The 23070-nt window shown below is 39.1% G+C and carries 19 protein-coding genes; 11 read left to right on the forward strand and 8 right to left on the reverse strand.

Translation table 11 applies throughout. The features are described from left to right. Positions 1-77: 77 nt before the first annotated feature. Entirely contained in the window at positions 78-1367 is a 1290-nt protein-coding gene (gene pepB, locus RI845_RS17115) for an aminopeptidase PepB (protein WP_348387391.1), read from the reverse strand. Between the two features lie 386 nt (positions 1368-1753). Between pepB and RI845_RS17120 the strand changes: the two genes are divergently transcribed. From RI845_RS17120 to panC, 8 genes are all read left to right on the forward strand, one after another. After that, positions 1754-2200, forward strand: a complete 447-nt coding sequence (locus RI845_RS17120; protein ID WP_348387392.1) for a MaoC/PaaZ C-terminal domain-containing protein — start codon at positions 1754-1756, stop codon at positions 2198-2200. Further along, positions 2190-2897 carry a DNA/RNA nuclease SfsA gene (sfsA, locus tag RI845_RS17125; RefSeq protein WP_348387393.1) on the forward strand — a complete coding sequence of 236 codons (708 nt, stop codon included), beginning with the start codon at positions 2190-2192 and terminating at the stop codon, positions 2895-2897. Before RI845_RS17120 ends, sfsA begins: the two co-directional genes overlap by 11 nt. A gap of 175 nt (positions 2898-3072) precedes the next feature. Continuing rightward, positions 3073-3522, forward strand: coding sequence for an RNA polymerase-binding protein DksA (gene dksA, locus RI845_RS17130; RefSeq protein WP_348387394.1), 450 nt, complete (start codon positions 3073-3075; stop codon positions 3520-3522). A gap of 19 nt (positions 3523-3541) precedes the next feature. Then, on the forward strand, positions 3542-4438 hold the full coding sequence (gluQRS, locus tag RI845_RS17135; RefSeq protein ID WP_348387395.1) for a tRNA glutamyl-Q(34) synthetase GluQRS: 897 nt from the start codon (positions 3542-3544) through the stop codon (positions 4436-4438). 129 nt (positions 4439-4567) lie between these two features. Next, positions 4568-5953, forward strand: coding sequence for a polynucleotide adenylyltransferase PcnB (pcnB, locus tag RI845_RS17140; RefSeq protein ID WP_348387396.1), 1386 nt, complete (start codon positions 4568-4570; stop codon positions 5951-5953). 10 nt (positions 5954-5963) lie between these two features. After that, positions 5964-6461 carry a 2-amino-4-hydroxy-6-hydroxymethyldihydropteridine diphosphokinase gene (folK, locus tag RI845_RS17145; RefSeq protein WP_348387397.1) on the forward strand — a complete coding sequence of 166 codons (498 nt, stop codon included), beginning with the start codon at positions 5964-5966 and terminating at the stop codon, positions 6459-6461. A gap of 75 nt (positions 6462-6536) precedes the next feature. Continuing rightward, a complete protein-coding gene (gene panB / locus RI845_RS17150; protein WP_348387398.1) occupies positions 6537-7331 on the forward strand; it encodes a 3-methyl-2-oxobutanoate hydroxymethyltransferase in 795 nt (264 codons plus the stop codon). A 3-nt stretch (positions 7332-7334) separates the two neighbouring features. After that, positions 7335-8180: a pantoate--beta-alanine ligase gene (gene panC, locus RI845_RS17155; protein WP_348387399.1), complete on the forward strand. Its 846-nt coding sequence runs from the start codon at positions 7335-7337 to the stop codon at positions 8178-8180. Between the two features lie 172 nt (positions 8181-8352). Here panC and RI845_RS17160 read toward each other — a convergent pair whose 3' ends face one another. The 5 genes from RI845_RS17160 to RI845_RS17180 all read right to left on the reverse strand — a co-directional run bounded on the left by RI845_RS17160 (position 8353) and on the right by RI845_RS17180 (position 18251). Beyond that, positions 8353-13620 carry a S8 family serine peptidase gene (locus RI845_RS17160; RefSeq protein ID WP_348387400.1) on the reverse strand — a complete coding sequence of 1756 codons (5268 nt, stop codon included), beginning with the start codon at positions 13618-13620 and terminating at the stop codon, positions 8353-8355. Positions 13621-14124: 504 nt separating this feature from the next. After that, complete coding sequence (gene panP / locus RI845_RS17165; RefSeq protein ID WP_348387401.1) at positions 14125-15759, reverse strand: pyridoxal-dependent aspartate 1-decarboxylase PanP; 1635 nt, start codon at positions 15757-15759, stop codon at positions 14125-14127. 118 nt (positions 15760-15877) lie between these two features. Continuing rightward, complete coding sequence (trmB, locus tag RI845_RS17170) at positions 15878-16540, reverse strand: tRNA (guanine(46)-N(7))-methyltransferase TrmB (protein ID WP_348387402.1); 663 nt, start codon at positions 16538-16540, stop codon at positions 15878-15880. Beyond that, entirely contained in the window at positions 16540-17313 is a 774-nt protein-coding gene (locus RI845_RS17175; protein WP_348387403.1) for an ABC transporter permease, read from the reverse strand. The genes trmB and RI845_RS17175 overlap by 1 nt, the downstream gene beginning before the upstream one ends. 2 nt (positions 17314-17315) lie before the next feature. After that, positions 17316-18251 (reverse strand): ABC transporter ATP-binding protein, encoded by a 936-nt coding sequence (locus tag RI845_RS17180; RefSeq protein WP_348387404.1) that lies wholly within the window; start codon positions 18249-18251, stop codon positions 17316-17318. A 160-nt stretch (positions 18252-18411) separates the two neighbouring features. Between RI845_RS17180 and RI845_RS17185 the strand changes: the two genes are divergently transcribed. Further along, positions 18412-18855 (forward strand): hypothetical protein, encoded by a 444-nt coding sequence (locus RI845_RS17185; RefSeq protein ID WP_348387405.1) that lies wholly within the window; start codon positions 18412-18414, stop codon positions 18853-18855. On the opposite strand, the gene RI845_RS17190 is transcribed toward RI845_RS17185, so the two are convergent. Both RI845_RS17190 and RI845_RS17195 read right to left on the reverse strand, forming a co-directional pair. Then, positions 18852-20213 (reverse strand): MFS transporter, encoded by a 1362-nt coding sequence (locus RI845_RS17190; protein WP_348387406.1) that lies wholly within the window; start codon positions 20211-20213, stop codon positions 18852-18854. The genes RI845_RS17185 and RI845_RS17190 overlap by 4 nt on opposite strands. Positions 20214-20290: 77 nt before the next feature. Next, positions 20291-20686, reverse strand: coding sequence for an acyl-CoA thioesterase (locus tag RI845_RS17195; protein WP_348387407.1), 396 nt, complete (start codon positions 20684-20686; stop codon positions 20291-20293). A 94-nt stretch (positions 20687-20780) separates the two neighbouring features. On the opposite strand from RI845_RS17195, the gene RI845_RS17200 reads away from it, so the two are divergent. Beyond that, positions 20781-21476, forward strand: coding sequence for a 2OG-Fe(II) oxygenase (locus RI845_RS17200; RefSeq protein ID WP_348387408.1), 696 nt, complete (start codon positions 20781-20783; stop codon positions 21474-21476). A 13-nt stretch (positions 21477-21489) separates the two neighbouring features. Continuing rightward, positions 21490-23058 (forward strand): amidohydrolase family protein, encoded by a 1569-nt coding sequence (locus tag RI845_RS17205; protein ID WP_348387409.1) that lies wholly within the window; start codon positions 21490-21492, stop codon positions 23056-23058. The last annotated feature ends 12 nt before the right edge of the window (positions 23059-23070 follow it).

Genomic DNA, 23070 nt, shown 5'->3' on the forward strand with positions numbered 1-23070 from the left:
AGGTAGAATTGCTAAGTTATTTGTTCGCTGAATGAACAAGGCGAAACTAAATTTCGCCTTGTTAACGAATAAGTTATTTATTGCTCTAACAGTAAACCGGTAATTGTTGCGATACCTGAGCCCGTAGCACCTGCAGCCCACATACCGCTGCTATGTTCGTTATAACACGCAGATAAGTCCATGTGTAACCAGCCTTTACCTTCGTTGCCGACAAAGCGTGACAAGAAACCAGCAGCATTGCTTGCACCGCCGGCACCACCACCTTTTTGAGTTGTACTGTTAGCAGTATCCGCAAATGCAGATGGGCATTTTCCTTTATGGAATGATTCTAATGGTAATGGCCAAGCAGGATCATTCTCATTGTCAGCAACTTGTTGGGCTTTAACAATCATGCTGTTATCTAATGCGAATAATGCATTATATTCTCCACCAGTTGCTCCCATAGCAGCACCGGTTAGTGTCGCGGCGTCGATGATCATTTCACCACCGAATTCAGTTGCGGCAATTAAGCCATCGGCTAACACTAAACGACCTTCGGCATCAGTATTGGCTATTTCTACGCTCACACCATTTTTATACTTTAAAATGTCGCCAAGCTTATAGGCATAACTACTAACCATATTTTCAGCGCAGCACAGAATTAACATCACACGTTTAGACAAACCACCTTTAATGGCTAGACCAAGCGCAGCCGTTACCGTTGCGGCGCCGCCCATATCACATTTCATTGAAAACATGCCGGCACTCGGTTTAATTGAATAGCCACCTGAATCAAATGTAATACCTTTTCCTACTAGCGTTGCAAATATCGGCTCAGCAGGGTTTCCAGTTGGATTATAATCAACAATCAACATACCAGGGTCATTGATGCTGCCTTTACCGACATTATAAATACCGGTCCAACCTTCACGTTCTAAGTTATCACCACTGATGATTTCTGCACTGACATGATCCGGTGCTAAATCCTTAAGATACATCAGTGAATTTTGTGCGAGCGTTTCTGGTACTAATTGCGATGGCGTTTGGTTAATTAAATCTCGAGCCCAAGCATATGCGCTTTGCTTATCATTCAAACGTTTTACGGTTGCTTCATCACCAGTAAATTCAATTGCTTCCAATTTACCCACTTTACTAAAGCCCTGAGCAAAAGCCCATTGACTAAGCTCGCACCAATTTTCGCCTTGTAAACTTGCGCCTTCAACACCTAAGCCTTCGATTTTTCGACCGGCCTGCTGAATTTTTCGAAAATTAAGCGCGGCTTCTTCAACATAAATATGAATTTCATCACCATGAAAACTAAAGTTAGCCGATGCTTGCCAATTACTCGGCTTTTTATTGGTGAGTTTGATGATTGCTGATTGTGTCATTACAAATCCTGTTAAAAGTTATTCTATTTTCTAATGAAAGATTGCCTAGCTCTCATCATTAATTCCAAGGTATGATAAACCAAGCTTATCAAAATTTATATATATACGCGTTACCTTTCAGAGTGTAGGTTTTCAGTGGGAATTGAAAACAATTTATGCAAGGCATTAAATTTAGAGAATGGTTATTCCATTGTTAAAATTAATAACGCTGCATAAATTATTTTCAAAACCATCGTAGAAGCGCTTGAGCAATCCCACTATTGTGTTACAGCTATTTATAAGGGAATAACCATTACTACATAGCTGTGCCTGATATTGAAATTGCTCAAGCACTCTGAAACCTGTATCTTGAATGGTAACGTGTATAGCATAGCTCAGGAATTAATTTGCACTACCATCAGTTACAAATTGGCGAAACTTTTATCTCTCGCTCCAGTTATTACGTTAGTGAGCAAGAACTTATTGAATTTGCTCAAAAATGGGATCCACAACCTTTTCATATTGATAAACAGGCAGCAAAGCAACACCAAATAGGTAAGCTATTCGCCAGCTCTGTACATACTATCGCAATTGCAACAAAACTCGCTCATAACAACCTTTATTTTAAAGTAGACGCGGTTGCAGGTTTAGGAATAGATGAACTTAAAATGCTCAAGCCTGTTTTTGCCGGTGAGACATTGAGTTTAAAAATTGAATTAATTGATAAACGACTTTCAAAAAGTCAGCCTGATAAAGGTGTAATTACTAAAAAGATGTTTGTCACCAATCAAGATGATGAATTAAAAATGACATTTTTAAGCTCAGCACTGGTGCACGTAACCGATGAAATTTGACCCCTGTTTATACCCTGCAACGTTAATTAAGCGTTATAAACGTTTTTTAGCGGATATCGAATTACCAAACGGTGATATAACCACCATACATTGCCCAAATACAGGAGCTATGACCGGCTGTGCAGAGCCAGGTTTTAAAGTTTGGTATTCGTTATCTGACAACCAAAAAAGAAAATACCCTGGAACATTTGAACTCGCTCAGAATAACCAAGGTCACTTAATCGGTATTAATACTGGACGCGCTAATCACCTTGTTGTCGAAGCAATTAAAAACAACAAGATTAATGAATTTGCTGATTACCAACAGTGTAAAACGGAAGTAAAGTATGGCCATGAAAACTCTCGCATAGATGTTCTTTTAAGCGATGACAATAAACCAGACTGTTATGTAGAAATAAAATCAACAACTTTGTTAATCGATAATTGTGGATATTTTCCAGATGCCGTTACTACACGTGGTCAAAAACATATTCGAGAATTAATGACACTTATTTCTGAGGGAAAACGCGCGGTATTATTCTTTTGTGTGCAACACTCAGGTATAAAAGAAGTTAAAGTTGCTGATTTTATTGATGAAAAATACGGAACCCTGTTAAAAGAAGCAATTAAAGCTGGGGTCGAAGTGCTCTGTTACGGCTGTGAAATTAATGAAAACAGTATTGAAATAGATAATAAGTTGAATTTTATTTGCGATTAAACCTTGATATTGAAATTTTAACCCTTATATAGCCTGTCTAGTAGGATGTATATTTATTTTAATGAAGAAAAATTTGGCAAATGTAAGACAATCGTTGCCAGCATTTAAACATTCTGTTATAGATATTCAATTGAATTTTAGCTTTTCGAATTAAGTAGTATTTAGGAGATTCGGCATGCCAACAAAGAAAGCAAGTCAGACAATAGGTATTTTGGCCTTAGCCGGTGTTAAACCGTACGCAGAAAAAGCTGGCGAAGAGTACATGAACCCAACTCAAGAAGATCACTTTAAAAAGATTCTTGAAGCTTGGCGCGTACAACTTCGTGAAGAAGTAGATCGTACTGTTACTCATATGAAAGATGAAGCATCAAACTTTCCAGATCCAGTAGATCGTGCAGCACAAGAGGAAGAATTCAGCTTAGAATTACGTACTCGCGATCGTGAACGTAAACTAATCAAGAAAATTGAGAAAACTCTACAGTTAATAGAAGAAAGCGATTTTGGCTTCTGTAATACCTGTGGAATTGAAATTGGTATCAAGCGTTTAGAAGCTCGACCAACAGCAGACTTATGTATCGAGTGTAAAACATTAGCAGAAATTAAAGAACGTCAAATGGCGGGTTAATTCCTCACTAATGCATTCTATGCAAAATCCAATATCTCAACGGCCACCTAGTTCCTATCGTGGCCGTTTTGCTCCCTCTCCTTCAGGTTTACTTCATTTTGGCTCTTTAGTTGCGGCTTTAGCGAGTTACTTACAAGCGAAAAGTTTGCAAGGTAAATGGCTCGTTCGTATTGAAGATATCGATAAACCTCGTGAAATGCCTGGCGCCGATCAAGAAATTTTAACAACCCTTGATGCTTACGGCTTACATTGGGATGAACAAGTCCTGTATCAAAGCCAGCAATCGGACCTTTATTACGATGTGCTTGCATACTTACAAGAGCAATCTAAAAGTTACTATTGCCAATGTACTCGTGGCCAAATAAAAAAAACCGGTGGCATTTACTTGGGTACCTGTAAAACGTTAAACCTTGACGCAACTGGGTGTGCCACTCGCCTGATAAATGAATTCCCCTTTGCCGACTTTACCGATGGTATTCAAGGCAAAGTAGTTTTTGATAAAGCCCTTGCCGCAGAAGATTTTATCATCCACCGAAAAGATGGGCTTTTTGCTTACCAGCTTGCCGTAGTAGTAGATGATGCGCTGCAGGGGATTAGTGAGGTTGTACGAGGCTGTGATTTATTAGAACCAACAGCGCGTCAGCTTACCTTATTTAAAACCTTAAACTTAGCGGCGCCAAGTTATGTCCATGTGCCTCTTGCGGTGACCGATGAAGGGTATAAATTGAGTAAACAAAACGCCGCGCCAGCAATTAACAATAAGCAGCCACAACCTGCGCTTATTAAAGCCTTACAGTTTCTTGGGCAAAACCCTCCCGTTGATCTGGAATTTGAATCTGTTGAAAATATTGTTAATTGGGCTGTTACGCATTGGCAATTGAGTAATATTCCCAAGCAACGGGAAATAATGCTCTAAAAAGAATATAAGATACGGTTTTCGTTCTCTTTTTAACCGCTTTAATATATTATTGCGCCCATATTCTATGCCTTAGCTACAATTATTAAGGAAACTGCTATTAACGCATTTACTAGGCTTATTAAATCAATGTTCGCTAAAGACAAAAAAGCTAACAAAAATAAAGCAAAAAACTCTGATATTGAATTTCCAATAGTGTTTAACCGTGGTGATCACAATATCTCCCGAAAAGACTTCAGTGAGAATGCTTTAAAGGTACTTTATCGCTTAAATAAAGGCGGCTTTGACGCTTACCTTGTTGGTGGTGGTGTGCGTGATATTTTACTTGGTGAACATCCAAAAGATTTTGACATAGCTACCAATGCTACCCCTGAACAGATAAAAAAATTATTCAGAAATTGTCGTTTAATTGGCAGAAGATTTCGTTTAGCACATATTGTTTTTGGCCGAGATATAATCGAAGTGGCAACCTTTAGGGGCCATCATGATAATGCGCCACAAATAAAGCAGACCAAAGCGAATAAAGATAAAATTGTTTCAAAACAGTCCGAACATGGCATGTTATTACGGGACAACATTTATGGCAGCATAGATGAAGATGCCGAGCGCCGAGATTTTACTATTAACGCGTTATATTATTCGATTAAAGACTTCAAAGTGTATGACTTTGCCAATGGTGTACAAGACATCAACGATAAAGTCATTCGTTTAATTGGTGATCCTGAAACACGATATCGCGAAGATCCGGTACGTATGTTACGTGCCATTCGCTTTGCCACTAAGTTAGACATGACTATCGAAGCAGAAACTGAGCAACCTATAAAAGCACTTGCTCCGTTAATGGCAAATATTCCTGCTGCGCGTATGTTTGAAGAGTATTTAAAGTTATTTCTTGGCGGCAAAGCTCAACAAAACTTCCATATGTTAGCTAAATACGACTTATTACAGTATTTCTTCCCACACATTAGTGAAACAGTTAAGAATGAACCTGATTCATTAGCACTTAAATTTGTAGAACGAGTATTAATTAATACTGACAGACGAATTAATGAAGGCAAGCGAGTAACGCCAGCATTCTTATTAGCAGCAGTCATTTGGTACAAATTAGAAAGCAGTGTGAAAGACATCTTGGATAACACTACAACCCCATATCAAGATGCATTCTTCTCGGCCATGAGTGAAATTATGAGCGAACAACAACGTTGTATCGCTATTCCAAAACGCTTCCAACAGCCAATGAAGGATATCTGGTTTTTACAACAAAAACTTGATCGCAGAGAAGGCTCTCGTGCGTTTAAAGCATTAGAGCATCAACGCTTTAGAGCTGGCTATGATTTCTTACTACTGCGTGGTGAAGTTGAAGGTGGTTATTTACTAGAATTAGCCGATTGGTGGACGCACTTTCAAGAAGCAACGCCAGACACTCAAGAGCAAATGATAAAAAGCTTTAAGGGTACTCGTACTAACAAACGTCGAACTACCCGTAAACGCCGTAAGCCCGCCAATAAAGAGTAAAAAAGCAAGTATGACTATTGTTTATATCGGCCTTGGCAGCAATTTAGATGATCCTGATGTTCAAATAGAGCAAGCAGTTATTCAGTTAGGTCAACTAACGAAAACTAAATTTGTTGCCGTTTCTTCGCTATACTCAAGTAAGCCCATGGGGCCACAAGACCAACCTGATTACATGAATGCCGTTGCTTGCATTGATACTATGCTTACACCTATTGAGTTACTTGATCAATTACAAGCGATAGAATTAAGCTTTGGCCGGATTCGAAAAGATGAACGTTGGGGTGCTAGAGTTCTTGATTTGGATATTTTATTGTTTGGTGACCAAGTAATAAACAATGAACGCTTAACCATTCCCCATTACGGAATGAAAGTTAGAGAGTTTGTTATTTACCCATTAGCTGAATTAAACAGCAATTTAGTACTTCCAGATGGAACAAATGTATCTAATTTGAAAATACAACTAGATGATAACGGCTTATTTGTTGTCCGTAAGTTGCAGTTACTGTAATTCTGTGACACTGTACCAAAAATTTATATATTGCGTTAAGCGCACTAACTATATTTCAGTTTTAAGATAAATATTATGAGTAGAATTACAGTAAGCACCTTACAAAAAATGAAAGATGCTGGAGAAAAAATTTCCACCATTACTGCATATGACGCCAGCTTTGCTCGTCAATTTGATAATGCCGGCATACACGCTATGTTGATTGGTGATTCACTAGGTATGGTGCTACAAGGCCAAGCAGATACATTACCAGTAAGTGTTGATGATATTTGTTACCACACTCGCTGCGTTCGCAACGGTGTTAACAATGCTCTTGTTATTGCTGATCTACCATTTATGTCTTATGCCACGCCTGAACAAACCTACGCCAATTCAGCCAAGTTAATGCAGGCTGGGGCAAATATGGTAAAACTTGAAGGTGGTGAATGGCTGTATGAAACAGTTCGAGGCTTAGTTGAGCGAAGTGTTCCTGTTTGTGGTCATTTAGGGTTAACACCACAGTCAGTAAATGTATTTGGGGGCTTTAAAGTACAAGGCCGTGACAACGAAAAAGCTCAGCAAATGATTGACCATGCGAAAGGCTTAGAACAAGCGGGTATTCAATTATTAGTATTAGAGTGTATTCCTACTGAATTAGCAAAAGCAATTACCGATGCAGTTTCTATTCCAACCATAGGCATTGGTGCAGGTAATGTTACCGATGGTCAAATATTAGTAATGCATGATGCCCTTGGCATTTCATTTGGCAAAATTCCAAAATTTTCGCGCAATTTCTTAGCTGAAACTGGCAATATCGAAAAAGCAGTTGAGCTTTATATTAATGACGTAAACACCGGTTCTTTTCCAGGGCCTGAACACAGCTTTAGTTAATAAATGAATACAGTTAGTAATATTATAGAGTTACGCCAGCAAATAAGAGATTGGCGTAAACAAGGCTTAAAAATAGCATTTGTGCCTACCATGGGTAACTTGCATGCTGGCCATATTTCTTTGGTAGAAGAAGCGCATAAACACGCAGATAAGATTGTTGCCAGTATCTTTGTTAACCCAATGCAGTTTGGTGCGAATGAAGATATAGGTAATTATCCTCGCACCATGGATGATGACAAACAAAAGCTGACTGCAGCCAATACTGATTTGTTATTTACGCCTACCCCTGAAATTATCTACCCTAAAGGCCTAGATAAACAAACCTACGTAGAAGTTCCGAACGTTTCTGATGGCTATTGCGGTGAGTCACGTCCTGGACATTTTCGCGGTGTTTCGACCGTTGTTTGTAAGTTGTTCAATTTAGTACAGCCTGATGTTGCCTGTTTTGGTTTAAAGGATTATCAACAAGTACAGGTAGTACAAACCATGGTTGACGATTTATCTCTACCTATAGAAATTATTCCTGTGGCAACGATGCGTGAAGAATCTGGCTTGGCGATGAGTTCACGAAATAACTACCTAACTGCAGCCGAAAAAGAAACAGCGGCAAACTTAAGCAAAGCATTGCATTGGTTAGCTGATCAATTGCCTATCAATAAAGATTATAATGCCCTTACTCAAACGGCGATCAAATCGATAAATGCCTCTGGCATGAGAACTGACTATATCCATATCTGTCATGCTCGTACGTTAAATCCAGCGACAACTAACGATAAAGAGTTGGTTATTTTGGCTGCTGCCCATTGCGGCAAAGCCAGGTTGATAGATAATATCCAAGTGACGTTATAACTATATCGCCAATATTTTTTGATTCAAAAAGGGCTAACGGCCCTTTTTTTACATCTCAACAAATTAACCTAAAAACCATATTGCCCATCGCCCAATCGAAGATAAGAATATTCGCATACAAAAAAGGCGACCAAATGGTCGCCTTTTAAATTAGTTAATGATTAACAGTTGATTAGTGTAGCTTCTTGCGACGCACCATTAATAATGGCAGAGCAAGTAACATCCAACCAAATGAACCGCTACCAGAGCTAGACTTGTCAGATTCAACTTCCGGCGCAGGTTTAGCATCAACTTGAACGACTACCGTTGCAGTAACTGTTTCTGTTCCATCAGTTACTGTTAACGTAAACTCATGAGAGCCAACTGATAAAGCAGACACTTCAGTCAATGCAGCAGACGCATCAGCAATAGTACCAGGACCTTCCCAAGAGAAAGTTAACTCATCACCGTCAACATCTGAAGATGGTGTTCCATCTAGAGTTACAACCTGTCCTTCTTCGATAGTAACTTCAGCAGTAGCAACAGCAGCCATTGGCATATCATTAGTTGGTGTTACCGTTAAGATGAAGCTTGTTGTTGCAGCATCACCACTATGCTCCATGTCACGGACCGTAACGAATACTTCAGTTTCACCTGAGAAGTCTGCATTAGGAATAAGATTAAATATCATACCATCGACTTCAGCAGTAACGTTTTCACCACTAACTTCAAGCATGTTATCTACATTGTTCGCATCTATATGTAATACTTCAATAGCATCGATTCGAGAATCTTCTGCAACTGTCATATCATCCAGCTGAGCAACTTTGATGTTACCTTTAACTTCAATGCTGTGCGTTACTGACTCAGTAGGTTGACCTGCAATAGAGTAATCAAATACGAAGTCATGTACCGAGCCAACTGCTTCAGGTGCAACGACCACTTTAAATGATACTTCCATTTCTGATTGCTCAGGACCGTGGTAATCAAAACAAATTACTAGATCGTCTTGTAAAACTTCATCTAAATTGTCAAATCCTACGAAAGAATATAAGAAACCTTCTTTCGGACCTGCATTAATAGAGAAATTAGAATCAAACCCTTCAAGATGAACCGCACCTTTTTTCAGGTTCGCGCTTAGGTTGTCGTAAGCATAGATAACCTCAAACATTCCTTCGTTGTAATCCATACCATTACGTAAAATCATTTCGTAATCGTAAAGGTCACCAGTGTACTTATCTTTAACATTATCAAATTCCATAAATACAAGGTCGCCAAGATCTGGACGGTCGGCAGCATATTGTGATGCAAGGGTTAAACCTTTTGGATCTTCGTAGTGACGCTGATATTCCATTTCAAAATCGCCATTCCAGAATGGTGCTAGACCTTCGTATAAGAAACCAGGACCACGATGCCAGCGCATAGACCAATAAGTGTTATTAAATTTATGAGCACCTGTTGGATTCAATCTTAGGTAACCAGCATTTTCCTGATTATAGATATTGAAGTTAGCACCGCTCTTATAGAACAACCAATCGATTGGTACATCAAAGTTTTCTTTGTAATCACCAACAAACCAATCAGCTTGTGGCTGGATACCAAACTCACCTTGCAAGTCAATATAACCACCAGTTGAAAATTCATCAATTAATGGTGTATGACATTGCTCAGACGTCAGGTTAGTAGTCACAATATAGTCACGTTGTACGTTACGTGTCGTTAACTGAGTGCCCGCTAAGTTAAAGCTGTTATTATCTGCAATAACCATCTCTTCAAGATATTTATGGTTAGCAGAGACTGTACCAGTTGCTAAACGGAATCCTTCAGGAATAGTTACATTCAGATCAAAGTCACGATCACCCGCTTCAAGGTTAGGTAATACCTTCATGGTTACGTCAATAATATCCATGTTACGTGCAGCATCTTTATCAACTGACCAAGAAACAGTATCACCACCATGAGCAATATTAAGTGCGGTAAACCCTAAAGTACCTTCTGCACCAGGCATATTGCCTAGATCGAAACCACCATAGTAGACTTCACCTTTTTCACTGCCAGGTAAGTCCCAAGAGAACTCAAGGTTATAATCACCGTTGCCGTCATGTGATTCAGGACCAGACATCGTCATATTACTGGCATCGCTGTCGGCACCAAGCACTGCCCAACGCATCTCTGATCTAACGCGAGTGGTTAAGTCGGTTTGTGGATTTTTTGCCATCTGTGGTGATGCAATCCAGTAAGTACCAGGAACCGGGTCAATAATACTACAGATATTTTCTTGTGATTCACTCATTGAACCACAAACAGCTTCACCATCAAACTGCTTTCTCCAAGCATATGATTCATAACCGACTTCTTCAACAGCATCGGCATAATCTTGCTCAGTAGGGATAAAGCTACCACTATTATTTTTATCTAGACCAATAAGTACCGCAGGCCAAAATTTGATTAATGAAGGGTTTGAATTTTCATAACCAATTTCAGTAGTTGCTTGACTGGCAGAAACAACTAAACGTTTAGTGCCCTCAGGAACAACGATGGTTTTGAAGCCCCAGTGATCTTGAGTAACGTATTCATCTGACATCAACGGACGAGTCATTAACTTGTTTTGCGTTTCTGTTTCCGCTTTAACTAAACCGTAATTACGTGGTGTAAATTCACTGTAATTATCAGTATTTACTCTAAATGGAATCGAACCCGTGTCAGCATAAATATCGAAGTCTTTACTAAATGGTAATTGGTTAAAGACAGCAGTAACAACAATCGGCATATGCGCTTCAGGAGCAGCATTGTTCACTTCAGTTAACGTAAGCATTGCATTGTAGATTGAGTAGTTACCGTCAACAGCTTCCCATGGAGCACCGGGCTCTGAAGGTTCGGTTTTCAACTCTTTGATGCTAGGTACAGTTACCTTAACAAGCACATCTTTAGTTTCACCCGCTTTAAGATTAAACGAGCTTGGCATTACCGTTATTTCAACATCTGAATCTTCAGCTAACACTGCCGCATTCCAAGAGCCATCTTGAGTTGCTTTTACTGTACGCATAAATGAACAAGACTTTTCACAATCCATGTCTACCATAGATGGAATGTTTGTCCAATTATCAACACCACCGTTATTCGGGTTGGCAGATTTGTAGCCTTCAATTGACTCATCTAAAACTAAGCCAGCTTGAGTTGCTAATGACACATCTATTGCGCCAGCACCCGCCATAAAGTGATAGAAGGTCGGCACATATAAACCGCGCCCTAAGTGTAATGACACCGGCTTAGCCGTCATCATTAGCGCTGACTGAATTTCAGCAGGCGTCCAGTCTGGGTGCATTTGGCTTAATAACGTCATTGCACCCGTTACATGAGGGGCAGCCATAGAAGTACCGCTCATCATCGTCCAATCAGACGAACGAGGGTAAGCTGTAAATGGTTGATCATCAGCATTTGCAGCATAAATATCAACACCAGGAGCAGTTAAGTCAGGTACCAAGGTATTGGTTGTTTTCGCCGGACCTGTTGAACTGAAAATAGCCAAGCTATTAGCGACACCATCAGTAGTGTAAGTGTTTACACCAGCGGGGATAGTCGCTGTATAGGTGCTGTTTTCCCAATCTGTGCTATCAATCCAGCGTACAATTTTACCGCCATTAGAAGCATCAATGTGTATACCCGGAATTACATAGTTGTCTGCAACTGTGGTTTCACTCCAGCCTGCATTGTAAAGGATAAAACCACCAGCGCCACCAGCGGCAACGTTTTCAGCTTTTGCAACACGGGCAATATCACCACGCTTACATACTACGATTTGATCAGAGGTAAAAGTATCTGCTGGGAATGGTGCATTACACAACTCAACCGCGTAACCATCGCCTGCATCAGGATCATCATAGTGCTTAGCAAGAACTAGATTACCTGTAAATTCGCCATTAAAACCTTTACCTTCGATGTCACGATTTGGTTTTGACCAATGATCAGGACCAGTAAAATCGCTGGCAAGCATCATTTTATCACCAGCACTCAACACACGATCATGTGTTGATGCACCAACGGTAGTTACCCATGGAGAAGTGTGATCAGCAGTCCAGTAAGCACCAGAGTTACCTGCTGCTGCTGCAACAGAAATACCAGCTTCACGAGCTGCTAAGAACGCTAATTCCATCGGATCTTCCCAAGGGAAAGACTCACTGCCACCAATCGAGAAGTTAATTGCATCTACGCCATCAGAGATTGCGTCTTCAAATGCCGATAAAATCGCTGATTCAGGACAGCCCGCATATGGGTCACCGCCGCCACCAGGCCAACAAACTTGGTAAGAAATAACATGTGCACGCGGTGCAACACCAGAAACACCTTCAGGGAAGGTAAATGGAAGATCTACACCATCACTAACCGCTTCGCCGTTAGCCGTTTGTAATGCAACAACATCAATGGCATTACCTGCAGCGGTACTAGCAGTATGTGAGCCATGACCATTATAATCTTCGCCGTTTTCTGGGCGAATTTGGTCATTTCTCCATGGGCTACTTTGAAATTCTTTAGCGTTATAAATTTTAGTAATTTCAGGGTATGAATACACACCGATTAATTTATCATTACATAAGTTATACGCTTCGTTTTCTTCTAGCGCACAATCTCCGTAATACTCGCCCGCATTACCACCACGAGCGGCAGTGAACTGCTCATCTGAAGCGAACGCTTCATGATCTGTATTAATACCCGTATCAATGATACCAACAACCATGCCCTCACCTTTAACAGGTAAAGAATCTGGTGTTACCGAACCATCCCATACTTTATCTGCGCCAATATTTTTTGGGCCTCGGTCAGTACGAAGTTCAAATATGCGGTTAGGTGTTATGCGTTTAACACCATCTTGTTGCGACATTAAAATTGCGTCTTCTTGCGTCATTTCAACAACCATAGCGTTACTGGCTATTGAAAATTGCTTGGTCACTTCAACATCTGCACCAGCGTTTTGAACGCTAGAAATGAAGCTATTTTGCTCATTCAAAATAAAGTTACTGTATTTAGTTGCATCTGCACTAGTAACATTTACTCGACCTTTAGCCATTAGTGAACGGTTTGTTGGTGCTGTTGTGGCAGCAAAACCTTCAATACCACCATTATAAACAGCAACAGGTTCTGCATTCATTTGCACAATATATGTTTGCTTGCCAGAAACACCTTCTTCTGGTTGAAATATTTGTTCAGGCGTCAGTTGCTTACGAACAACATTTACATTGCCGATAAAATCGTTCAATAAGTCGCTTTGCAACATCTCTTGACGTTGTTCATTATATTTAAGAACATCTTCTTTGGTGAACGTCGGTACAGTCAACGACGTTCCTTCTACAGACTTAAAACCTGCCTCTGCATATGCTTGACCCACGGCACCAAAGTACAATGCGGTAAGAGCGGCAAGCGTAGTACGTTTAAATACTACTTTTTCTCGACTTGATACAGTCATATCATTCTCTCTCTTGTTGTAGTTTTATTATCTATATGCCATTGAATTGATTGACCTATGTTTTTTATTTTTAGGTATTTTCAAACTGTTTTATCGCATTTAATACATGGTAATTGCATAAACAAGCAACTAACCACCAGTTAACATTGACGCCACAAAGCAGCAAAATTTAGATAACGTTTTTTTCACCCTGTTTTTCTACAGAAGGGCCAGAATATAGACAATAGAGGAAAGACCTCCAATCCAAGATTGGAAGATAATTAGAAGTGAATAGAGAATTATTAGATGCTTAATTTAACGAATTTTTTACATCCGCTTAAACTTTAAACAGACTTTGAAATAATAAAATAGAATGTGCTGAAAATTTAAAATTGTGAATATAAGCTAAATTTTAATCAGTCGAACAAGGTAATGCATAAAACTACAAAAAAAGTGATAAATTATTAATAATATTGCAGACCTTTTTGCCAAAGCAAAAAGGTTAAAGGATTTACTAAAACTAAGTTATTTTAAAACCTTAGATAATACTTGTGGTAAAAACTGTAAGCTTTCTGCAGCCAGCAACTTTTGTTCCGTTAACACTTCATTCAGTATGTCTTCAGTTGTTAATGGATTGGCAAGCACAACTCTAAACACCAGTACTTTTCTACCATGGTAATGGCCCACTTCAATTCGAGTGCGTGATACAAACGATTTTCCAGCTTCACGTTGACGTTTTTGTATAAACTTAGTCAGTTTATCTAAAATAACATTAATTTCTTCTTGTTGTGCTGGCTCGGCAGTTTGCAAAAATTGCTGGACGATCTGCGGCACATATCGATAAGTTAATAAACACAGTTCAGGCTCACTAACCAATTCAAAATCATCATCTGCTTTTATTAAGTCGGCAAAATATTTTGCTTTTTCAATGCTTTGATTTACCAGTAACTCATAACCTGGACGAGAGATTATATGCATACTTGCGTACACCATCATGGCCATACCAGGACGAGAACCTTCTAAAGTATGACTACCTAAATCTTTAGAGCCTTTTCGTAGAATATACTCAGCATGATGCTCAATAGATGCAACCGATTCGGGGTTTTTAAACACCACTAATCCTGCGCCCATAGGGACGTACATTTGCTTATGCGCATCAATAGTAACTGAGTCTGCTAACTCAACACCATCCAGTAAAGAACGATATTTATTTGATAGTAACGTTGCACCACCCCAAGCAGCATCTACGTGAAAATGACAATTAAATTGTTTAGCAATCGCAGCCATTTCTCTCAACGGATCAATATTGCCAGTTTCGGTAGTACCGGCAACACCGACAATTGTCATTACCTTAATATTGTTCTGCTCTAGTCGAGCACATTCTTGCGCCAATGCTTTACAGTCAATACGATTATTAGCATCCGTTTTAATGGCAATAACATTATCACGGCCAATACCTAAGATATCAGCTGCCTTTTTAAGGGAGTAATGACCACGTTCAGACACTAAAATAGCGACATCATCATAACCATAATGCTTTAGGCTTTTGAATAATCCTTCTTTGCCGACTCCAGTAAAATCGCCATCTGCTTTTAATAAATTATTACGAGCAACCCAAAGTGCCGTTATATTAGCAACGGTACCACCAGAGCAAAATGCACCCAATGAATGTGCGGCGCTATGCATCCATTCGTTATAGAATCCATCGTCTTGTTGATACACCATACGATGCATCATCCCCAATACTTGACGCTCAAGTGGAGTGAATGCTTTTGAGGTTTCTATTTTTACTAAATTTTGATTTAACCCTGTCATTAATTTTGATAACGGTAAAACAAAATATGGTAGTGCCGAAGTCATGTGCCCGATAAAGCTTGGCGCTGAGGTATGCACAGATTGTGAAATAAGCTTATCGAGTAAGTGATGAGTATGATCGGACACGTACTGTGGCTGTTCAGGAATTTTTGAGTCGGCAAAGTCTTTTTCAATTTCAATCAACGGTTTTTCAGTCGCAACGATATGATTGCCTAAAAAGCCATTAAGATTCTGTGAGATCTCGGCCTCAATGCGGCCAAGCGTCGAATCTGGCGCTTCTGGAATTGTAAAAATTTGATGTAATGATTCTGGCGTAGCTTGCGCGACGCGTTTTTTATTTGTCATGACTTACCAAACCTGAAATCAATCCTTGAAGGTTTATATACAGTTGAAAATTAATTTGCCGAACTTTAATAAATATTAGTGAAAATGTCTTGTTTTTTCAGGCAATATTCAATAATTCCTACAATTTTGCCGATAATGACCAACATTGTTGTCCACTTGCCTGATATTTAGCTTCGAACGGTGTTAACGCTTCTTCATCCGTACTAACTTCATTTAATACAGAATCAATATTAGCGATGGCTAACGCGGCTTGAAATTCTTCTAAATATAAGCGCCAGTTACTTCTTAATTCCAGCACTTTTCCTATTTTAAAAATATATGGGAACACGGCACTGCCATGCCATCGGCGCTTAACGTGTTTTGCTTTTGGCCATGGGTTTGGATAAAGAATATAGTGTTTATCAACCGGCCAATTTGCGGCATAGACCAAGCGATAAAAGTCGTTAAGATCCGCGCGCACTAAATGGAAATTATCTACTTGCCACTTCTCTTCAACATTACGTGTTATGCGGTTATCCGATTTATCTACGCCAATCACTAATGCCTTAGGATTTTGTTTGGCAATAATGCGTGAACTTTGTCCTACGCCACAACAAGAATCAAGAATGATTGGTCCATCAAATTCTTTTACCAAGCGATCAATTTCTTCAAAAGCCTGCTTTGTATGGGCTGAGATTGGCTTTTTAAACTCATGGGTTAAATGCGTATTAACAATATCCGCGAGGTTTTCATGTATTCCCGGCTGATTAGTAATAATTGCTTTTGAATCACCAAATGACATTAGCTGCGCAGTCCTATACCTTTAGAGATCAGTACCATAGCAACCGTATAAAGAGTAATAATAAATACCCCTATTACACTAAACGCAACAGTTAATGACACATCACTAATACCTAAGAAACCATACCTAAAAGCGTTTACCATATAAACTATTGGGTTGATTTGAGATACACCCTGCCAAAACTCAGGTAACAGAGAAATTGAATAAAATACCCCTCCTAAGTAAGTTAATGGCGTTAATATAAACGTAGGAATAATTGATATGTCATCAAAGCTATTAGCAAAAATGGCGTTTATTAGCCCTCCTAACGCAAACACAGCAGACGTTAACATTACTGTGATAATGATCACCGCAACGTTATGTATTTGGATATCAACAAACAGCAAGGAAATTAAGGTAACAATTAAGCCTACTAAAATACCGCGAGTCATACCGCCGCCAACATAACCGGCGACAATCACCCAATTAGGCACTGGCGCAACAAGCATTTCTTCAACATTACGCTGCCACTTGGCACTAAAAAATGACGATGCGACATTAGAATATGAATTGGTGATTACCGACATCATTATAAGACCAGGGACAATAAACGACATATAGTCAAAACCGCCCATTTCACCGATGCGGGAGCCGATTAATGAACCGAAGATAACAAAATACAAACTTATGGTTATCGCTGGTGGAACGAGCGTTTGTACCCAAATTCGCAAAAATCGGTGCACCTCTTTATGCAATATACTCGTTAAGGCAATGCGGTTTCTAAATGCAGACATAATTAGCTAGCCTCTTCTGTTTTTTGTTCTTTATTCGACACTAAGGTAACAAATAACTCTTCAAGACGGTTCGATTTATTGCGCATACTTTTAACGCTTATTCCTTGTTCGGTCAGTTCACTGAAAACCTCATTAATTGACTGCGACTTCTCCACATCAACTTCGAGGGTATGATCATCTATCACTCGATATGGATAACAATTTAACTTAGGTTGCTGATCTGTAATGCTTATATCTAATACAAAGGTTTCAATATTTAATTTCGAAAGCAATGCTTTCATGCTGGTATTTTCAACAATTTTACCATGGTCAATAATGGCAATATTACGACACAGCATTTCAGCTTCTTCAAGATAATGAGTGGTTAATATAATGGTTATGCCTTGAGCATTAAGTTCACGAAGGTAATCCCACATATGACGGCGAAGCTCTATATCTACGCCGGCAGTTGGCTCATCTAAAATTAATACCTGTGGTTCGTGCATTAGTGCTCTTGCAATCATCAGGCGACGCTTCATGCCACCTGATAAGTTACGCGAAGGTTCGTTTCTTTTTTCCCAAAGATCGAGCTGCTTAAGGTATTTTTCCGCACGTTCGAATGCAACTTTACGTGGCACACCATAGTAACCCGCTTGATTAACCAGAATTTTAAACGGTGCTTCAAATTGATTAAAATTAAATTCTTGTGGCACTAAGCCCAGAAAACTTTTCGCAAGGTCGAGCTCTTTATCAATATCATGGCCAAATACTTTTACCAGACCTTCAGTTTTATTTACCAGTGATGTGATCACACCAATGGTTGTAGATTTACCTGCACCGTTAGGACCCAGCAACGCAAAAAAGTCACCTTGTGCTACTTGTAAATCAAGGCCTTTAACCGCCTGAAAGCCGCCTTTATACGTTTTTTTTAAGCCGGAAATTTCTAATGCTGGCTGCATATTACCTACCTTAATGATAAATGATCTTGGGGAGTACGTTATTTCTGATAGTGCTGATATATGGGCAATCACTCAAATATCAATGTATTATAGCAATTGGATAATAGAATTAAGTAACTAAATGACGCTCGATAAAAAACATTTGATAAATACAATTATCATGCAACTTGAACAAGAGTTAAAAAATGCAATTAATTCAGCTGAAATGGCAAGACTTGCCGCCACTGACGATCAAAGCGTAGCTGAAACTCAATATGATACTTTAGGACTTGAAGCTTCTTATTTAGCACATGGACAGTCGGAACGAGCTGAGCAAATAAAAATACAAATAGAACAATATCAAAATTTGCACATTAAAGACTTTGATGAGCATGATGAAGTGAGTATTGGCTGTGTTGTTGAACTGTTAAGCAGTAATGCAATGAAGCAGTATTATTTTATTGGCCCATGCGGTGGAGGATTAAAAATAGTAGCCAATGATATAAGCATTATTGTTATAACCCCTCAGACACCATTGGCTAAGGAATTAATCGGAAAATTTCAATACGATATAATTTCTTTACCTGGTAATAACCAGCAAATGGAAATTATTAACCTCTGCTAATGCATCAATGCTCGTAACTTTTCTATATCAACCGTTTTTTCATCGATTTTAAGATAAGCAACTGAGTCTGAATACACTATGGTTGACTCTAATACGCCAGACATTTTAGATAATTGCGAAGCAAGGGTTTGTGCATGTTGTTCATCGGTAAAGTTTACATTGTAGCTAATACTCTTTGAACGTTTCGTCTCTGCCATTCCCAATGCAATAATAAACCAAAGCAATAGCAGCCCAGCACTAAATAAGAACACGGTCGCTAGATCAAAGTAAGTTTGTATTAAGCCACCAAATACGCCGCCGATGAATGCACCAAAAAATTGACTGCTTGAATAAACCCCCATTGCAGAGCCTTTTTCACCGGCAGGAGCAATGCGCGATAATGTCGATGGCATAGTCGCTTCTAAATAATTAAATGCGATAAAAAACATCACGACAAAGGTAAACATTAAATAAAAATCATCATGCTTTTGCCAGAGCAATAATAAACTCAGCGTCATTAAAACAATTGCACTGCAAAACACTAACTTTTCTTTATTTTTCTTAATCGCCCAAATCATAAATGGCACCATTAAGGCGAAAGAAATAAGTAATGCAGGTAAATATAATTGCCAATGGTCACTGACAACAAAGCCAACCTTGGTAAGCATGACAGGTAAGGATACGAACATTGCAGTTAATGCTAAGTGAAGAATAAATACGCCAAGGTTTAAGCGCAATAATTGTGGCTCTTTTACCAATGCTAGTAATTTATTTGGTACTGCAACTAAATCACCTTTCGGTGCAATATTTATCGAATTAGGTACAACAAATACCACTAACAAAATACCAACAACAGAGAATATAGCAGTAAGATAAAACAACCCCGCTAAACCAAAACTGTCAGCGACTAATGGCCCCAACACCATCGCAACTGCAAACGATAAGCCAATAAACATCCCTATGGTCGCCATCACTTTAGGTCGTTGCTCTTCACGGCTTAAGTCCGCAGCTAAAGCCAACGTAGCACTGGCAATAGCCCCCATTCCTTGTAACGCTCGGCCAAATACTACACCGTAAATGGTATCTGCAAGGGCCGCGACAATACTACCGATACAAAATACCACTAAGCCGGAAACTATTACCGGTTTGCGGCCAAATTTATCTGACAAAATACCCATTGGTATTTGTAATAGCGCTTGCGTAAACCCGTAAGCACCAATTGCCAAGCCTAACCATATCGGGCTGTAGCCCTCAAGTTGCACGCCATAAATAGCAAACACAGGTAAAATCATAAATAAGCCGATCATACGCATACCAAAAACGGTAGCTAGCGACAACGAGGCTTTCTTTTCAATACTATTTAAACCGGTAACATTCATACTTGTATCATTTGGGGAATAAAAACACGTTATTTTAACATGAAGATTAACTAAATTTCATCATAACTATAAGTAAATCAAGCTTGATAAAGATGCTCTGTTAATTTGCTGCGCATTTCATCGGGTATAGGCTTAGATTTTTGCGACTCAAAACAATAGTAAACCATAATTGCAGTACCTGAGGCACACTTTTGATCCTGTTGCCAAATCTCTTGGTAAACGTGAAAAGATGTATTACCCACCTTAGACAGATAAGTTTTTACCTCAATATCTTCACCAAAAAATAATTGCGCATGAAACTCTATTTCGGTTTTAGCTAGGATCATTGGCCACTTCTGCAAATCCAATTTAGGCGATAATATTTTAAATACAGGATTTCTAGCTCCTTCGAACCAAATAGGAATAGCTGTATTGCCAATATGACCTAGGGCATCAGTGTCACTAAATCGTGGGGTTATAATTTCTGAAAACATTCAAATACCTGCAATTGAATAAAAATGATAGGCTAAATTTTAGATTTAATGCATAGTAGCGTTATTCAATCAAATTGTTAAATAATTATCACCTATGACTGATTTTATCGAAATATATGAAAATGCACTAAGCAAAGAGTTTTGCTCAAACTTTATAAGCCAATTTGAGGCAAGCCCACATAAAACTCCCGGAAGAACCGGCAGCGGCGTAGATACGAGTAAGAAACTGAGCGAAGATATTTATCTAAATGAACATCAAGAGTTTCATCCACAATTACAAACCATATTACAAGCAACAACACAATGCGTAAGTGATTATGTTAGTAAATACTTTTTTAGCCTGATCAGTGGCATTAGTCTTACTCTTAAACATCCAAAAACAGGTGTGCCAACACTATTAACTGCGGATAATTTTGAAGAAGTTGGTAAGCCGCAAGCGATGAACTTAATTCGTTACTTATTTCGTTTAGCACCTGTTAATGCGCAAAAATACCAACGAGGAAAAGGTAACTATGGTTATTGGCATTCTGAAATTTATCCACAACTCAATGGTAATGAACCCTTGCACCGGGTGTTGTTATTTTTAATTTACCTAAACGATGTTGAAGATGGCGGTGAAACTGACTTTTACTATCAAGAAAAAAGTGTTAAACCCAAAGCCGGCAGTATCGTAATAGCGCCGTGTGGATTCACCCATACTCACAGAGGTAATGTACCAATATCATCAGATAAATACGTATTAACATCTTGGGTTTTATATAACCCGGCTGAACAAATTTATACCGTATAGAAGGAGTATAAACATGAGACACATTCTAATAATACTAAGCTTATTTATATCGTTTAACATATTCGCTGCACCGCCCAAAGCTCCTGATAGAGAGCAAGGTGAAGGTCCTTATAAAAGATTGATCCTACGTAATGGCTACATGGTTAATGGTGAAGGTGCCCCAGCACAAGGGCCAGTAGATATCGTTATTGAAAATGATCGCATAAGTGAAATTGTTGTGGTTGGAAACCCCGGTGTTCCGATCAAAAGTGACAAACGCCCTGTAGCAAACGCTAATGATAAAGAAATGGATCTAAATGGCAGTTATATTTTACCAGGTTTTGTTGATATGCATGGACATATTGGCGGCAGTGCCAAGGGCATTCCAGCTGAGTACGTTTTAAAACTTTGGTTGGCACACGGCATCACCACAGTAAGAGAGCCAGGCAGCTTTAACGGTATTGATTGGGTAATGGAGCATGTTAAGAAGAGTAATAAAAACAGTATAGCCGCGCCTAGAATCGTGCCATATGTTGGTTTTGGCATGGGTCAGAATGCAAAAATTAACACCCCTAAACAAGCTAAGACTTGGGTAAAAGAAGTTGCAGCAAAAGGTGCGAAAGGCATAAAGTTTTTTGGTGCTCGACCAGAAATAATGTCAGCCGCGTTGAGTGAGGCTAAAAAACATGGTCTAGGAAGCATGATGCATCATGCTCAATTAGATGTTACTCATATGAACGTTATTGACTCTGCTCGTTTAGGGTTAACTACAATGGAGCATTGGTATGGTTTACCTGAAGCACTTTTTGAAAACCAAACTATACAGAACTATTCGCCAAACTATATTTATCAAAATGAGCAGCATCGTTTTGGTGAAGCCGGCCAGTTATGGAGCCAGGCAGCAAAACCAAATTCAGCACAATGGAATGCTGTACGCGATGAATTAATCAAACTTGATTTTACCATTAACCCGACCATGACAATCTACGAAGCAAGTCGCGACTTAATGAAAGAAATGCGCGCTGAATGGCATGATGAATATACATTACCAACGCTTTGGAAGTTTTTTCAACCTAGCCGTTATGCGCATGGCTCATACTGGTTCGACTGGACAACAGATAACGAGATTGCCTGGAAAAAGAATTATCAATTATGGATGACCTTTTTAAATGATTACAAAAATCACGGTGGTAGAATAACTACCGGTTCAGATGCCGGGTATATCTTTAAAATTTATGGCTTTGCATACATTCGCGAGTTGGAACTGCTTAGAGAATCAGGGTTTAATGCCTTAGAAGTCGTTAAATCTGCTACATACAATGGCGCTCAAGCTCTGGGAATGGAAGATGAAATAGGTTCTATTCGCATCGGAAAAAAAGCCGATTTGGTGATCGTTGAAGAAAATCCATTAGCTAACTTTAAAGTGTTATACGGCACTAAACATTTCAGACTGAATGATAATAATGAACCGAGCCGAGTAGGCGGCGTTAAGTACACCATAAAAGATGGTATCGTTTACGATGCAGAATCTCTATTAAGTGATGTACGAGCTATAGTAAAACAGGCTAAAACAGAGTTACCAACTAGCCCAGAGCAACACTAATTAAAAAGTAGA

It is taken from the genome of Thalassotalea nanhaiensis (assembly GCF_031583575.1).
GTDB classification, from domain to species: domain Bacteria; phylum Pseudomonadota; class Gammaproteobacteria; order Enterobacterales; family Alteromonadaceae; genus Thalassotalea_A; species Thalassotalea_A nanhaiensis.

Coding starts and splice junctions, on each gene's coding strand:
- RI845_RS17185 (WP_348387405.1), top strand. CDS start 18,412: ATGCAACTTGAACAAGAGTTAAAAAATGCAATTAATTCAGCTGAAATG.
- dksA (WP_348387394.1), top strand. CDS start 3,073: ATGCCAACAAAGAAAGCAAGTCAGACAATAGGTATTTTGGCCTTAGCC.
- RI845_RS17160 (WP_348387400.1), bottom strand. CDS start 13,620: ATGACTGTATCAAGTCGAGAAAAAGTAGTATTTAAACGTACTACGCTT.
- RI845_RS17180 (WP_348387404.1), bottom strand. CDS start 18,251: ATGCAGCCAGCATTAGAAATTTCCGGCTTAAAAAAAACGTATAAAGGC.
- sfsA (WP_348387393.1), top strand. CDS start 2,190: ATGAAATTTGACCCCTGTTTATACCCTGCAACGTTAATTAAGCGTTAT.
- RI845_RS17200 (WP_348387408.1), top strand. CDS start 20,781: ATGACTGATTTTATCGAAATATATGAAAATGCACTAAGCAAAGAGTTT.
- panC (WP_348387399.1), top strand. CDS start 7,335: ATGAATACAGTTAGTAATATTATAGAGTTACGCCAGCAAATAAGAGAT.
- panB (WP_348387398.1), top strand. CDS start 6,537: ATGAGTAGAATTACAGTAAGCACCTTACAAAAAATGAAAGATGCTGGA.
- RI845_RS17195 (WP_348387407.1), bottom strand. CDS start 20,686: ATGTTTTCAGAAATTATAACCCCACGATTTAGTGACACTGATGCCCTA.
- trmB (WP_348387402.1), bottom strand. CDS start 16,540: ATGTCATTTGGTGATTCAAAAGCAATTATTACTAATCAGCCGGGAATA.
- RI845_RS17205 (WP_348387409.1), top strand. CDS start 21,490: ATGAGACACATTCTAATAATACTAAGCTTATTTATATCGTTTAACATA.
- panP (WP_348387401.1), bottom strand. CDS start 15,759: ATGACAAATAAAAAACGCGTCGCGCAAGCTACGCCAGAATCATTACAT.
- gluQRS (WP_348387395.1), top strand. CDS start 3,542: ATGCAAAATCCAATATCTCAACGGCCACCTAGTTCCTATCGTGGCCGT.
- pepB (WP_348387391.1), bottom strand. CDS start 1,367: ATGACACAATCAGCAATCATCAAACTCACCAATAAAAAGCCGAGTAAT.
- pcnB (WP_348387396.1), top strand. CDS start 4,568: ATGTTCGCTAAAGACAAAAAAGCTAACAAAAATAAAGCAAAAAACTCT.
- RI845_RS17190 (WP_348387406.1), bottom strand. CDS start 20,213: ATGAATGTTACCGGTTTAAATAGTATTGAAAAGAAAGCCTCGTTGTCG.
- RI845_RS17175 (WP_348387403.1), bottom strand. CDS start 17,313: ATGTCTGCATTTAGAAACCGCATTGCCTTAACGAGTATATTGCATAAA.
- folK (WP_348387397.1), top strand. CDS start 5,964: ATGACTATTGTTTATATCGGCCTTGGCAGCAATTTAGATGATCCTGAT.